The 13,146-nt window shown below is 66.6% G+C and carries 11 protein-coding genes and 1 pseudogene; 10 read left to right on the forward strand and 2 right to left on the reverse strand.

The annotated features are described in order from the left end of the window. Window positions 1-147 precede the first annotated feature (147 nt). A complete protein-coding gene (locus H7I57_RS23715; protein WP_264026494.1) occupies window positions 148-894 on the reverse strand; it encodes a TetR/AcrR family transcriptional regulator in 747 nt (248 codons plus the stop codon). Window positions 895-1,157: 263 nt separating this feature from the next. Here H7I57_RS23715 and H7I57_RS23720 point away from each other — a divergent pair, with 263 nt between their 5' ends. The 10 genes and pseudogenes from H7I57_RS23720 to H7I57_RS23765 all read left to right on the forward strand — a co-directional run bounded on the left by H7I57_RS23720 (window position 1,158) and on the right by H7I57_RS23765 (window position 11,985). Then, window positions 1,158-1,919, forward strand: coding sequence for a crotonase/enoyl-CoA hydratase family protein (locus H7I57_RS23720; protein WP_264026495.1), 762 nt, complete (start codon window positions 1,158-1,160; stop codon window positions 1,917-1,919). Between the two features lie 10 nt (window positions 1,920-1,929). Next, window positions 1,930-2,727: an SDR family NAD(P)-dependent oxidoreductase gene (locus H7I57_RS23725; RefSeq protein WP_264026499.1), complete on the forward strand. Its 798-nt coding sequence runs from the start codon at window positions 1,930-1,932 to the stop codon at window positions 2,725-2,727. Window positions 2,728-2,763: 36 nt separating this feature from the next. Continuing rightward, entirely contained in the window at window positions 2,764-3,771 is a 1,008-nt protein-coding gene (locus H7I57_RS23730; protein ID WP_264026500.1) for a dihydrodipicolinate synthase family protein, read from the forward strand. A 110-nt stretch (window positions 3,772-3,881) separates the two neighbouring features. Continuing rightward, complete coding sequence (locus tag H7I57_RS23735; RefSeq protein WP_264026502.1) at window positions 3,882-4,739, forward strand: enoyl-CoA hydratase; 858 nt, start codon at window positions 3,882-3,884, stop codon at window positions 4,737-4,739. After that, window positions 4,736-5,953 carry an amidohydrolase family protein gene (locus H7I57_RS23740; protein WP_264026503.1) on the forward strand — a complete coding sequence of 406 codons (1,218 nt, stop codon included), beginning with the start codon at window positions 4,736-4,738 and terminating at the stop codon, window positions 5,951-5,953. The genes H7I57_RS23735 and H7I57_RS23740 overlap by 4 nt, the downstream gene beginning before the upstream one ends. A gap of 2 nt (window positions 5,954-5,955) precedes the next feature. After that, entirely contained in the window at window positions 5,956-7,614 is a 1,659-nt protein-coding gene (locus tag H7I57_RS23745; RefSeq protein WP_264026505.1) for an acyl-CoA synthetase, read from the forward strand. Continuing rightward, a complete protein-coding gene (locus H7I57_RS23750; RefSeq protein WP_264026507.1) occupies window positions 7,611-8,468 on the forward strand; it encodes an amidohydrolase family protein in 858 nt (285 codons plus the stop codon). Before H7I57_RS23745 ends, H7I57_RS23750 begins: the two co-directional genes overlap by 4 nt. 2 nt (window positions 8,469-8,470) lie before the next feature. Further along, window positions 8,471-9,511: an acyl-CoA dehydrogenase family protein gene (locus H7I57_RS23755; RefSeq protein WP_264026508.1), complete on the forward strand. Its 1,041-nt coding sequence runs from the start codon at window positions 8,471-8,473 to the stop codon at window positions 9,509-9,511. 3 nt (window positions 9,512-9,514) lie between these two features. Continuing rightward, the gene (locus H7I57_RS23760) at window positions 9,515-10,711 is read left to right on the forward strand and encodes an acyl-CoA dehydrogenase family protein (RefSeq protein ID WP_264026509.1); all 1,197 of its coding nucleotides are present in this window, start codon (window positions 9,515-9,517) and stop codon (window positions 10,709-10,711) included. A gap of 69 nt (window positions 10,712-10,780) precedes the next feature. Beyond that, window positions 10,781-11,985: pseudogene (locus H7I57_RS23765) on the forward strand (cytochrome P450). A 14-nt stretch (window positions 11,986-11,999) separates the two neighbouring features. Here the strand turns inward: H7I57_RS23765 and H7I57_RS23770 are convergent. Next, entirely contained in the window at window positions 12,000-13,145 is a 1,146-nt protein-coding gene (locus H7I57_RS23770; protein ID WP_264026511.1) for a thiolase family protein, read from the reverse strand. Window position 13,146 lies beyond the last annotated feature (1 nt).

Genomic DNA, 13,146 nt, shown 5'->3' on the forward strand with positions numbered 1-13,146 from the left:
GACCCGCGAACACACCAAACCCGCCGTGGCACCCACGGCAACACCGACGCGCCCACACCCAGCGCACCTCACCTCTATTTTCGGATTAGCAGGCCCGCTCTCGCGGTTTTCCTGCTGGAATGCAATTCCGGCGGGTCAGGCAGGGGGTCAGCGCTTGCGGGCGGGGGCCTTCGTCGCCTTGCGCGCAGGCTTGGTGTTCTGCTCGAGGAGCCGGCCTGCATGGTCGAGGATGCACTCGAGACCGAACTCGAAGTTACGGTCGTCGGCGGCGCTGAGGTGATGACCCTGCTGCGTGACGGCCGCCAGCAACGGGGCGGTCTCCGGGTCGATCGCCATCGTGTCGTCGATGTCGCCGTGCGCCTCCTCCCCGGCCAGGTTCTTCTCCCGGAGTCGCTGCAGGACCACCGACCCGCGGACGTGGACCGACATCGCCGAGTAGGTGTCGAACGCGTCCTCGGGGGACAGCCCCGCCTCGACGAGGCTGCTGATCGCCTTCTCCACCTCCTGGACACCCAGTTTCGCCGCGCGGGGGCTCAGCGCCGACCGGATGAGGATCAGGTCGGCCAGTATCGGGTTGCCCAGGAAGGTCTTTCGCATCGCCCGCGCGTGATTGCGCAGTGTCTCGCGCCAGTCCTTCGCTTCGACGTAAGGCGTGGCGAAGGCGTACTGCCGCAGCGCGCGGTCCGTCATCGCGTTGAGCAGGTCGTCCTTCTTGCGGAAGTACCAGTAGATGCTGGTGACTCCGACGCCCAGATGCTTGCCGAGAAGCGGCATGCTCAGGTTGTCGATCGACACCTGCTCGGCGAGCTCGAATGCGCCGCTGATGATGTCGTCGGGGTTGATGGAACCACGTTCGCGCCGTTGACGCTTCTCCGCGGTCGCCTGCTTCGCCACTCAGGGCACCTCCGTCATTCGATGCTGCGCTGTGCAGCTCCTGGAGCGGGTCGGTAGTCCTGAAGGTACCCGCCGCAGTAGTCTGAACTGCGCCTTTGCAGTCGTGTCGCGCCGCCGCCGTGAACGCGACCTTACCGTCCGGTTGCTGCCCGGTCGCGGCCACCGTGGTTCCGCTCTTTTACTGTAAGGCCTATAGTAAGCTCTTCCAGCAATATCCGGCGACATCGCGCGAACGGTGTTGAGCGGCAAGCGAAAGGGATGATGTGTCAGACGAGGTTCTCCTGGAACGCCACGGACGCATTCTGGTCATCACCATCAACCGACCGGAGGCGCGCAACGCCTTCAACCTCGCGGTGGCGCAGGGTCTGGCCGATGCCATGGACGAGCTCGACGACACGAACGAGCTCTCGGTCGCGATCGTCACCGGCGCAGGCGGCACCTTCTGTGCGGGCATGGACCTCAAGGCCTTCATGGCCGGCGAGGTGCCCGCGATCCCCGGTCGCGGCATCGGCTTCACCGAACGCCCGCCGCGCAAGCCCGTCATCGCCGCCGTCGAGGGCTACGCGTTGGCCGGCGGCACCGAGATCGTGCTGGCCACCGACCTGGTCGTCGCGGCCAAGAACGCCAAGTTCGGCATCCCGGAGGTCAAGCGGGGGCTGGTGGCCGCGGGCGGCGGACTGCTGAGGCTGCCGCACCGCATTCCCTACCAGAAGGCACTCGAACTGGCGTTGACCGGCGACAATTTCACCGCCGAGGAAGCCTCGCAGTGGGGCTTCGTCAACGTCCTCACCGAGCCGGGCGAGGCCCTGGCGGGTGCGATGGCGCTGGCCGAGCGCATCACTGCCAACGGGCCCCTGGCGGTGGCGGTCACCAAGCAGATCATCGCCCAGTCGGCGGACTGGAGCGAGGCCGAGATGTGGGAGAAGCAGAGCGAACTGATCATGCCGGTGTTCTCGTCGAAGGACGCGATGGAGGGCGCGACGGCGTTCGCCGAGAAGCGTGCGCCGAACTGGACGGGAACCTGACGGCACCCGCATGGACCTCGGGTTCGCGAACGCGACCGCCGTCGTCGTCGGCGGTGGTCGCGGTATGGGCCTGGCGACCGCGCGTTGCCTCGCTGAGGACGGCGCCCGGGTGGCGCTGGTCGGCCGCACGAAGTCCGTCCTGGATCAAGCCGCCGGGGAGCTGAGTCGTCTCGGTAGTCCCGACGCCCTGGGCATCGTCGCCGACGTCGCGGACAACGACCGGCTGGAAGAGATGTTCACCGAGTTGGGGAACCGTTGGGGCGGCGAACTCAACGTACTGATCAACACGGTGGGCCCCAGCGCGGCCGGCTCATTCGAGGAGCTGACCGACGACCAGTGGCGGGCAGCCGTCGAGGACGGCGCGATGGGCATGGTGCGGTGCGTGCGGGCGGCGCTGCCGCTGCTGCGCAACGCCGAGTGGGCGCGGATCGTGAACTTCTCCGCGCATTCCACCCAGCGTCAGAGCACCAGGCTCGCGGCCTACACCGCCGCCAAGGCGATGGTGAACAGCGTGTCGAAGAACCTGTCCCTGCAGTTGGCTCCCGACGAGATCCTGGTGAACGTCGTCTCGCCGGGCAGCATCTCGTCGGAGGCGCTGCTGGGCTGGGCCGAATCGGTGGGCGTCGACGGCACCGATCCGTACCGGTTGATGGAGGCCATCGACGAGCACTTCGGACACCCGGCGCACCTGCCCCGGGCGGGCCTGCCCGAAGAGATCGGACCCGTCGCAGCGTTCCTGGCGTCGCGACGCAATTCCTACATGACCGGTGCGAACGTCAACGTCGACGGCGGTAGCGACTTCATCTGAGTTCTCATCCGATCAACTCCGGCGAGGGAGCGGCACATGGCAACGGCCAGGGAAGCGCGCGAGTGGGCGCATGGGGTGATCCGCGGGATCGGTGATTCGCTCTACACCCCGTTCGCGGGCGATGCGGGCGACGACATCGACTGGGACGCCTACCGCACGCTGGTGCGCTACTGCGTGGGCGACCTCGGCCGCGAAATGCTGTGGTGCGTCAGCGGTCTCGCCGAATTCTGGGCGCTGACACTCGAGGAGCGCAAACGGCTCCTGGAAGTGGCGATCGAGGAGGCGCGGGCCATCAACCCCGACGTCGTCATCCAGGCCTGCACGGCGGCGACGGCGGCCAAGGACTGCCTGGAACTCACCCGGCACGCACAGGAGTCCGGCGCCGACATCGTCTACATCCAGACACCGATGATGGAGTGCCACGGTGGCGAGGGCGTGCTGAACTTCTTCCGCTACATCGCAGACCGCACCGACATCGCCCTCGGCATGTTCAACTCCCCGTCGTCCGGGTACGTGCTGAGCGCCGAGGAGAGCGCGCGGATCGCCGCCGAGATCCCCGCCGTGTGCGCCACCAAGGAGGGTGCGTTCCGGCCCGCCAACAGCCGTCGGCTGCACGACCTCGCGCCCGAACTGCTGATCTGGGAGTGCGACACCACCGTCTACCGCGCGGGGTGGCTGCGCGACGGAATCGTCTGCGCGGCCCAGTTGGGCACCGCGGGCTACCTGTTCGAGACGCCGCAGCGGCGGCTGTTCACCGAGTACTGGAACCTCGTGTGGGACGGCAAGCTGATCGAGGCGATGGACTACGCGCGGACCACCGGGATGGACCGATTCGAACTCGATCGGGGCTCCTGGTACACCTGCTACCCGGGCCGGCCGGACTACTTCACGCACTGGGGTGCAGCGTTCAAGCACGCCGCGTCAGTGCTCGGCCTGCCCGTCGGCTCCTACCCGCACTCACGACCCCCGCAGGCGCTGCTGCCCGACGCCGCCAAGGACCAGATCCGGTCGGCATACGTGGGCCTCGGCCTGGTCGAAGCCTGACGCTCATGGGTGCCTGAGCCGTCTTGCGGAAGGGTGTACCGATAGGTGTACAGTATGTGCATCCATCCAGCTGATGCCCTAGGAGTCGACCAGGCGATGAGGTCGTCACGATGACTGTTGCGGACAACGCCGGAACCGTCTCCGACACAACCAGTCCGGTGCTTTTCGAACTCCGCGACAGCGGTGTCGCCGTGGTGACGCTGAACCGCCCCGAGCGCATGAACGCGTGGGGCGGCGGACTGGCGGGTGCCTTCTACCGGTGCATCGACCGGGCCGAAGCCGACCCCGCCGTCCGGGTCATCGTCCTCACCGGCAACGGTCGCGCGTTCTGCGCCGGCGCCGACATGGGTGACCTGGACACGATCGGCGAGGCAAACGAGTCTTCCGGAGAAACGGACGTGACGAAGCTGGTCGGGGAACGCCACCCCCACTTCGTCACCGGGCTGCGCAAGCCGATCATCGCGGCGATCAACGGAGCGTGCGCGGGCATCGGCCTCACGCAGGCGTTGATGTGCGACGTCCGGTTCGCGGCCGCCGGCGCCAAGTTCACCACCGCGTTCGCCCGTCGCGGACTCATCGCCGAGTACGGCATCTCGTGGATACTGCCGCGCGTGGTCGGCTGGGGACAGTCGCTCGATCTGCTGTTGAGCGGGCGCACGTTCTATGCCGAAGAGGCCAAGGAACTCGGCATGGTCTCCGAGGTCGTGCCGCCTGAGGACCTGATGCCCCGGGTACTTGCCTACGCCGAGGACATGGCCGCGCACTGCGCGCCGAGCTCGATGGCGGTCATCAAACGTCAAATCTACGGCGACGCTTTACGAAACGTCCACGACACCAGCGCCACAGCGGAGAAACTCATGCACGAGTCGATGCTGCGGCCCGACTTCATCGAAGGTATCACCGCCTTCTTCGAGAAGAGACAGCCCAGCTTCCCGCCGTTGGTATCGGAGCAGGAGGAACTGCCATGAACGTCAAACCCCTCGATTATCGGGCGATCGATGTCGACAACCATTACTACGAGCCGATCGACTCGTGCACGCGCCACCTGCCCAAGGAGTTCAAACGCCGCGGCGTGCAGATGCTGACCGAGGGCAAGCGCACGTTCGCCGTGATGGGGGGTGTGGTCAACCATTTCATCCCGAACCCGACGTTCGATCCGATCATCGAGCCCGGGTGTCTGGACCTGCTGTTCCGCGGCGAGATCCCCGAGGGCGTGGATCCGGCGTCGCTGATGAAGGTGGATCGGTTGGCCGACCATCCCGAATACCAGAACCGCGATGCCCGGGTGAAGATCCTGGACAAGCAGAACCTCGAGACGGTGTTCATGCTGCCGACGTTCGCCTGCGGTGTGGAAGAGGCCCTCAAACACGATATCGAGGCCACGGTGGCGACGGTGCACGCGTTCAACCTGTGGCTGGACGAGGACTGGGGTTTCGACCGCCCTGATCACCGGTTCCTGTCGGCGCCGATCATCTCGCTGGCCGACCCGGACAAGGCGGTCGAGGAGGTCGAGTTCGTGCTGGGTCGCGGGGCGAAGATCGTGTGTGTGCGGCCGGCGCCGGTGCCGGGTGTGGTGAAGCCGCGGTCGCTGGGTGATCCGGTGCACGACCCGGTGTGGGCGCGGTTGGCCGAGGCGGGGGTTCCGGTGGTGTTCCATCTTTCCGACAGTGGCTATCTGGCGATCGCCGCGCTGTGGGGCGGCAAGGCGACGTTCGAGGGGTTCGGCAAGAAGGATCCGTTGGATCAGGTGTTGCTCGACGATCGGGCGATCCATGACGCGATGGCGTCGATGATCGTGCACCAGGTGTTCACCCGGCATCCGAGGCTGAAGGTCGCCAGCATCGAGAACGGTTCGTACTTCGTCTACCGGTTGATCAAGCGGTTGAAGAAGTCGGCGAATACCGCGCCGTATCACTACAAGGAGGATCCGGTCGAGCAGTTGCGCAACAACGTCTGGATCGCGCCGTATTACGAGGATGACGTGAAATTGCTGGCCGAGACGATCGGTGTGGACAAGGTCCTGTTCGGTTCGGACTGGCCGCACGGCGAGGGGTTGGCCGATCCGATGGCGTTCACCGCCGACATCCCGCAGTTCCCCGAGTTCAGCGCCGAGGACACCCGGAAGGTGATGCGCGACAACGCACTCGACCTCCTGGGCGTGAACGTGAGAGCCTCCGCCTAGTCATGGGGGAATGGACCATCGGCGATGTCGTCGACGCCATCGCCGACGTCATCCCCGACCGGACGATGACGGTCTGCGGGGAGCGCACAACCACCTACGGTGACATGGCGCAGCGCACCCGCCAATTCGCGAACTTCTTGGCGGCCAAGGGATTCGGTGTGCACCGCGGTCGGGACGAGCTCGACAACTGGGAGTGCGGGCAGGATCGCATCGCGTTGATCATGCACAACGACCGCTACCCGGAAGTCGTCGTGGGTGCGCTCAAGGCCCGCACCGTGCCGGTCAACGTCAACCACCACTACACGCCGCGCGAAGTCGCCGACCTGTTGGCCTACGTCAAGCCCCGCGCGGTCGTGTACCACCGCGCGCTGGGGGCGAAGTTCGCCGACGTGCTGCCACCCGCCGGTTGCGATCTGATGATCGCCGTCGACGATGGCAGCGACGCGGTCGCCCTGCCCGGGTCGGTGTCGCTGGACGCCGCGGTGGCCATGGGCGATCCGGAAAACCGCATCGTCGCCTCGCCGGACGACCTCATCATGTACTGCACCGGTGGCACCACGGGACGCCCCAAGGGGGTGCTGTGGCGCCAGAGCGACACGTATGTGTCGTCGATGGTCGGCGCCGATCACGAGTCGGCCACCGAGATCCACGACAAGGTGATCCGAAACGAAGGCCCGCCGTGGTTCGCCGTCTCGCCGCTGATGCATGCGGCGGGGTTGTGGACGGTGTTCTCGGGCGCGCTCGCGGGATTGCCGGTGGTGCTGTACGACGACCGCGCGAAGTTCGATCCGCGGTCGGTCTGGCAGACCGCAGAGCGCGAGAAGGTCGGCCTGATGACGATGGTGGGTGACGCCTACGCCTCGCCGCTGATCGACGAACTCAACCGCAACAACTACGACCTCTCGTCGATCTATGCGATCGGAACCGGTGGCGCGGCAACCAATCCCAAGCACGTGAGTGCGCTGCTGGAGAAGCTGCCGCAGCTGACGATCATCGACGGCTACGGATCGTCGGAGACGGGGAACATGGGCTTCGGGCACAACCAGCGAGGGTCTCATCGCGAGACGTTCGACCTGCGCGAAGGGGGGACCGTGGTGTCCGAGGACATGACGCGGTTCGTCGAACCCGGGGAGCCGGAGGTCGGCTGGGTGGTACGCAAAGGCCGCATTCCGCTGGGCTACTTCGACGGTCCCGACGCCACCCGCAAGACGTTCCCCGTCGTCGAAGGGCAACGGGTCGTGGTGTCCGGTGACCGCGCGTCGCTCGAGTCGGACGGGACACTGCGGCTGTACGGGCGCGACTCGCTGGTGGTGAACACCGGCGGGGAGAAGGTGTTCGTGGAGGAGGTCGAGGCGGTGCTGCGCGCCCACCCCGGCGTGGCCGACGCACTCGTGGTCGGACGCGACAGCGACCGGTGGGGGCAGGAAGTGGTGGCACTGGTGCAGATGCACCCCGGGGAGAACATCACACCCGATTCACTGCATGCCGCGTGCACCGCGGAGCTTGCTCGATTCAAGGCGCCCAAGGAGTTCATCGTGGTCGAAAAGGTCCGTCGGCTCGGCAACGGGAAGGCCGACTACCGGTGGGCGAAGACCGAAGCGGGCCGCCGATCGGATACGGCGGCGGGCCGCCAATCGGATACGGCGGGCAGCCGGCCATGACACGACGCGTCAGCCCGAAAGTCATTGATTGCCTGGTCAACGTCCACTTCGGCGAAACCGCCAAGCAGCCCGACTTCATGCTCAAGGTGCGTGACGACTACTTCAAGGGCCCCCAGTCGCTGTACGACCAGGTCGAGCTCCCGGCGCTGCTCGACGAAATGGACGAGCACGGTGTCGCCAAGGCCATCCTGATGGACAACCTCGTCAAGCCGTCGGTCACCGCGCGCAAGTTCGCCGAGGAGCGCCCCGACCGGTTCGCCCTGGCGATCGGCGGCGTCAACCTGCTGCGTCCGGTCCCGGCGCTGCGCGAGCTGGCCGCTGTGCACAACGGCCTGCCCGTCGCGTATACCGCTGTCGGACCGAGCTTCTGGGGCGACGGGATGTACCCGCCCAGCGATGCGGTGTACTACCCGCTGTACGCGAAATGTGCCGAGCTGGAGCTGCCGCTGTGCGTCAACACCGGGATTCCCGGTCCGCCCATCCCCGGCGAGGTGCAGAACCCGATCCATCTCGACCGGGTGTGCGTCCGCTTCCCTGAGCTGAAGCTGTGCATGATCCACGGCGCGGATCCGTGGTGGGACATCGCGATCCGGCTGCTGATCAAGTACGCCAACCTGCGCATCATGACCTCGGCCTGGTCGCCGAAGCGGCTGCCCGACAGCCTGTTGCACTACATGCGCACCCGCGGGAAGGACAAGGTCATCTTCGCCTCGGACTGGCCGGTGCTGCGGCAGAGCCGCGTCGTCCCGGAGGCGTTGGCCCTGGATCTGCCGCCCGAGGTTCTCGACAACTATCTCTTCAACAACGCGAACGACTTCTTCTTCGGTGGCGAGCACAAGGAACAGGAGCCCTGATCATGGACCGCTACGAACTGCGCAGGCTGGATTACAGCCTCAGCGAGGACCACCAGGCACTGCAGGCGGCCTACAACGACTTCTTCGGCAGCCGATGCTCGATCGAGACGGTCCGCGCTGCCGAAGAGTCCGGTTTCGACAAGAGCCTGTGGGAACGGCTGTGCGCCATGGGCGCGACGACGATGGCGCTCCCGGAAGCCGTGGGAGGCGACGGGGCCACGCTGGTCGACCTGACGCTGGTCGCCGAGGAGATCGGTCGGTCGCTCGCCCCGGTGCCGTGGATCGACCACGTGTGCGCCGCGCGGCTGCTGGGAAGGCTCGGTGCAGTGGAGCCCGAGATCGTCAACGGCAAGCAGTTGGTGGGGTTCGATCCGCAGCAGGACAGCGCATCCGGAGTCAGGTTGATCCCGACGGGGTCGGTCGCCGACCACATCGTCATGCGTGACGGCGACAACGTCGTGCAGCTGACCTTCGCCTCGCGCCCCGCGCGGGTCGACAACATAGGCAAGCTGCCGATGGCGTGGGTGGACCCGGCCGCGGCCGACAACCGCACCGTACTGGCCAGCGGCGCCGAAGCGCTCGCTGATTACCAACGCGCACTGGATGAATGGCGGTTGCTGACCGGCGCCGCACTGGTCGGGCTGGTCGAGGAGACGATGACGATCGCCGCCGAGTTCGCCAAGACGCGCTACACGCTCGGCGTGCCGATCTCGACGCTGCAGGGGATCTCGCATCCGCTGGCCAACATCGCCATCACGGTGCAGGGCGGCCGCAATCTCGCCAGGCGCGCGGCCTGGTTCCTCGACAACGAGCCCGACGAACGGCCGGAGCTGGCGCCTTCGGTCTTCGTGTTCATGGCCGAGGAGGCCGCCAAAGCCGCGACGATGGCCGTCCACGTACAGGGCGGGCTCGGCGTCTCCGCCGAGGCCGCCGCCACCGCCTACCTGGTTCGGGCCAGGGGGTGGGCGATCGCCGGCGGTGACCCCGGCGTCACCGCCAAGCGCATCGCCGCAATCGTCGCCGATCGTGAAGGACGGAGCTGAGCAATGGATTTCTCACGAGTGCGACTCGACGACGACGACCAGAAGTTCCAGAACGAGGTCCGCAGCTTCCTACAGGAGGTGGTGACCGAGGACGTCCTGCGGCGGGATCGCGAAACCGGGGACAACTTCGACGAGGGCGTGCATCTCGCGCTCGGTGCCGCCGGTTACCTGGACCGCGATTGGAACCCGGACTCCGAGCGGCCCTTCACGCGGATCGAGCGGCGGATCTGGGAGCTGGAGAAGCGCCGTGCGCACGTGCCGTGGGTGACGTCGGGGACGACGTCGATGATCGCCAGGTCCGTGGAGAAGTTCGGTTCACCGGAGCTCAAAGACGAAGTGCTGCCGCGGGTGTACAGCGGACACGTGCGGCTGTGCCTGGGCTACACCGAGCCCGAGGGCGGCTCCGACGTGGCCACCTGCAAGACCCGCGCGGTCCGCGACGGCGACCAGTGGATCATCAACGGGTCCAAGATGTTCACCACCGGCGCACACAACTGCCAGTACGTCTTCCTGATCACCAACACCGACCCGAGCGCGCCGAAACACAAGAGCCTCACCATGTTCCTGGTGCCGCTCGATTCGTCCGGTGTCGAGATCCAGGGCATCCGCACCGTCGACGGCGACCGCACCAACATCGTCTACTACAGCGATGTCCGGGTGGACGACCGATACCGGATGGGGGAGGTCGACGGGGGGTGGACGGTGGTCCGCGAACCGCTCAACGCCGAGCACGGTGCGGTGGACGCGGCCGACGACGGACTGGCGGACGTGTCGATCATGATGCACCAGGCCGGGTTCATGGCCGCCGCGGTGGACAAGGCCGCCGCACAGTCGACAGTGGCAGATCCCAACGGCCGCAGGCTGATCGACGATGGCTCGGTCACATACCGTCTCGGCCGCAGTGTTGCCAGAATGGAGGCCGCGCTGTCGGCACCGAGCATCTTCGGCAGGGTGGCACTGGCGCAGACGATGCGTGACATCTCGCCGGACCTGATGGACATTCTGGGCGCCGCGTCGGCGCTGCCGCTCGGGACCGATGGCGCGGCCGACGACGGCGCAGCCGAATACGTCTACCGGTTCGCGCCGCTGGTCGGCATCTACGGCGGCACGCTGGAGGTATTCCGCAACATGATCGCGCAGTACGTCCTCGGGCTCGGCAAGCCGAACTACTCGCCGCCGGCGGTCAAGGCCGCCTCTTAGCCCGAGCGTGGCAGCCGACGAGCGCCGCATCGGCACGATCCGGCAGAGAAAAGGCGAGGAACGAGCGCGATGACGACAACAGACGTGGCGTTCGACCCCTTCTCCGAGGAGTCTTCACCTCCCCCTACGAGACGTATGCGCGCATGCGTGACGAAGCTCCGGTCTACTACAGCGCGGAGTTCGACTTCTACGCGCTCACCCGCCACGAGGACGTGGCGGCGGCGTTCAAGGACCACCAGACGTTCTCGTCTGCCTATGGCGTCGACCTGGCGATGGTGCGCAAGGGCGAAGTGACCGAGCACGGCTCGATCATCGCCATGGACCCGCCGGAGCACCGCCGGATGAGGAGCTTGCTGAACAAGGTGTTCACGCCGCGGGCGATCAAGGCGCATGAGCCGCTGGTGCGATCCCTGATCGACAAACACCTCGATGCCGTGAACCCGGACCGCTTCGACGTCGTCCAGGACTTCTCCGCGCTGTTTCCCGTGGACGTGATGACCACCCTGCAAGGCGTGCCCGAGCAGGATCACCAGCAGATCCGGGTCTGGATCGATGAACTGCTGCACCGTGAGCCCGGCGACGTCGACATGACGGAGTCCGGCCGGAAGGCCGCCGTCGACATGGCGGTCTACTACTACCGTCTGGTCAAGCAGCGCCGAAACGAACTCGGTGACGATCTGCTGAGCCAACTCATCACGGCCGAGATCGAACGCGACAACGGTGAGATGGCCCCGCTCGAGAACATCGAAATCACCGAATTCGCAACACGGTTAGGCGGCGCGGGCGCGGAGACGGTAACCAAACTGCTCGGCAACGCAGCCGTGGTCTTCGCTCAGAACCCTGACCAGTGGCAGAAGCTGCTCGACGACCGCAGCAAGATTCCTCTCGCGGTCGAGGAACTCCTGCGGTATGAAGCGCCGGCGCAATACAACGTGCGGTGCTCACTACGCGAGACCACGCTGCATGGCGTCACGATCCCTGCCGGGAAGCCGGTGTTCCTGGGGGGCGGCTCGGCGAACCGGGATCCCGCCGCATGGACCGATCCGGACAGGTTCGACGTCGACCGGGACCGAACCGAAGCCCAGAACCTCGGATTCGGGTACGGAATCCACAGCTGCCTCGGCGCGGCACTGGCCCGCATGGAAAGTGTGATCGCACTGGACAAGCTGCTGGACTTCATGCCGCGGTACGAAGTGGATTGGAGCCGGTGCCAGCGGGTCAACATGCAGAATGTCGCCGGCTGGAGCAATGTGCCGGTGCGGGTCCTGAGATAGCCCGGGGGCTTGACTCAGGTACTCAGGATCGTGGCGCCTGCGGTACCCGGTGCCCCGTAGAGCTGGGCGAAACCCACCTTCGGGTTGCCCGGGACCTGCCGGTCGCCCGCCTCTCCGCGCAACTGACGGACGATCTCGTGCAGCTGCCGCAGCCCGGACGCGCCGATCGGCTCGCCGTTGGCCAGCAGGCCACCGTCGGTGTTGACCGGCATCGCGCCACCGATCTCGGTGGCGCCCTCGGCGATCAGCTTCTCCTGGTCGCCGTCGGCGCAGAATCCGGCCTCGGCCATGTGGATGACCTCGGCGCCGGCATCGGTGTCCTGCAACTGGATCACGTCGACGTCGGCGGGTTCGATGCCCGCCTTCTCGAAGGCCGCGCGTGCGGCGTACACCGTGGGCGCCACATCCTCCTCGACTGGCGCGAAGGTCGTATTGACCTCATAGGCGCCGTATCTGCGGGTGCGCACCTCGACCGCGCGGACGAACACCGGCTTGGCGGTGTACCGGTGGGCGAGGTCGGCGCGGCACATGACGACCGCCGCCGCGCCCTCGTCCGGTGAGCAGAACATGTACTGCGTCAGCGGGTAGTTGAGCATCGGGGAGTCGAGGATCGCTTCTTCGGCCATGGGCTTGCGGCGGAAGGCATTGGGATTCAACGCCCCGTTGCGGAGATTCTTGTTGACCACCTTGGCCAGGGTCTGGTGGCTGATCCCGTGCTCATGGAGATAGCGGTTGGCTTTCATGCCGAAGAACTGCGTCGTCAGGTACTGACCGTTCTCGGCGTACCAGCTCGGCATGCCCACCAACGCCGGGTCTTCGGTGAAGGCGCCGCGGGGATGCTTGTCCAGGCCGACGGCGATACCGATGTCGTAGTCGCCCAAGCGGATTCCGTCGGCACACGCCTTGGTGGCGCTGGCCGCCGTGGCGCAGGCGTTGAACACGTTGGTGAACGGGATCCCGGACAGGCCGACCATCCCGACGATGGCGTCGGGGTTGGCCACCGTCCAGCTGCCCCCCACCCCGAACTGGATGTCGTTCCAGGTGATTCCTGCGTCGGCGACGGCGGCGGTGATGGCGTCCACGCCCATCTCCATCGCCGATTTGCCCTCGAACCTGCCGAACGGGTGGATACCCACACCGATGATCGCCACGTCGTGCATG

Origin of the sequence: Mycolicibacterium pyrenivorans (assembly GCF_025821625.1) — a bacterium.
Lineage (GTDB): Bacteria > Actinomycetota > Actinomycetes > Mycobacteriales > Mycobacteriaceae > Mycobacterium > Mycobacterium pyrenivorans.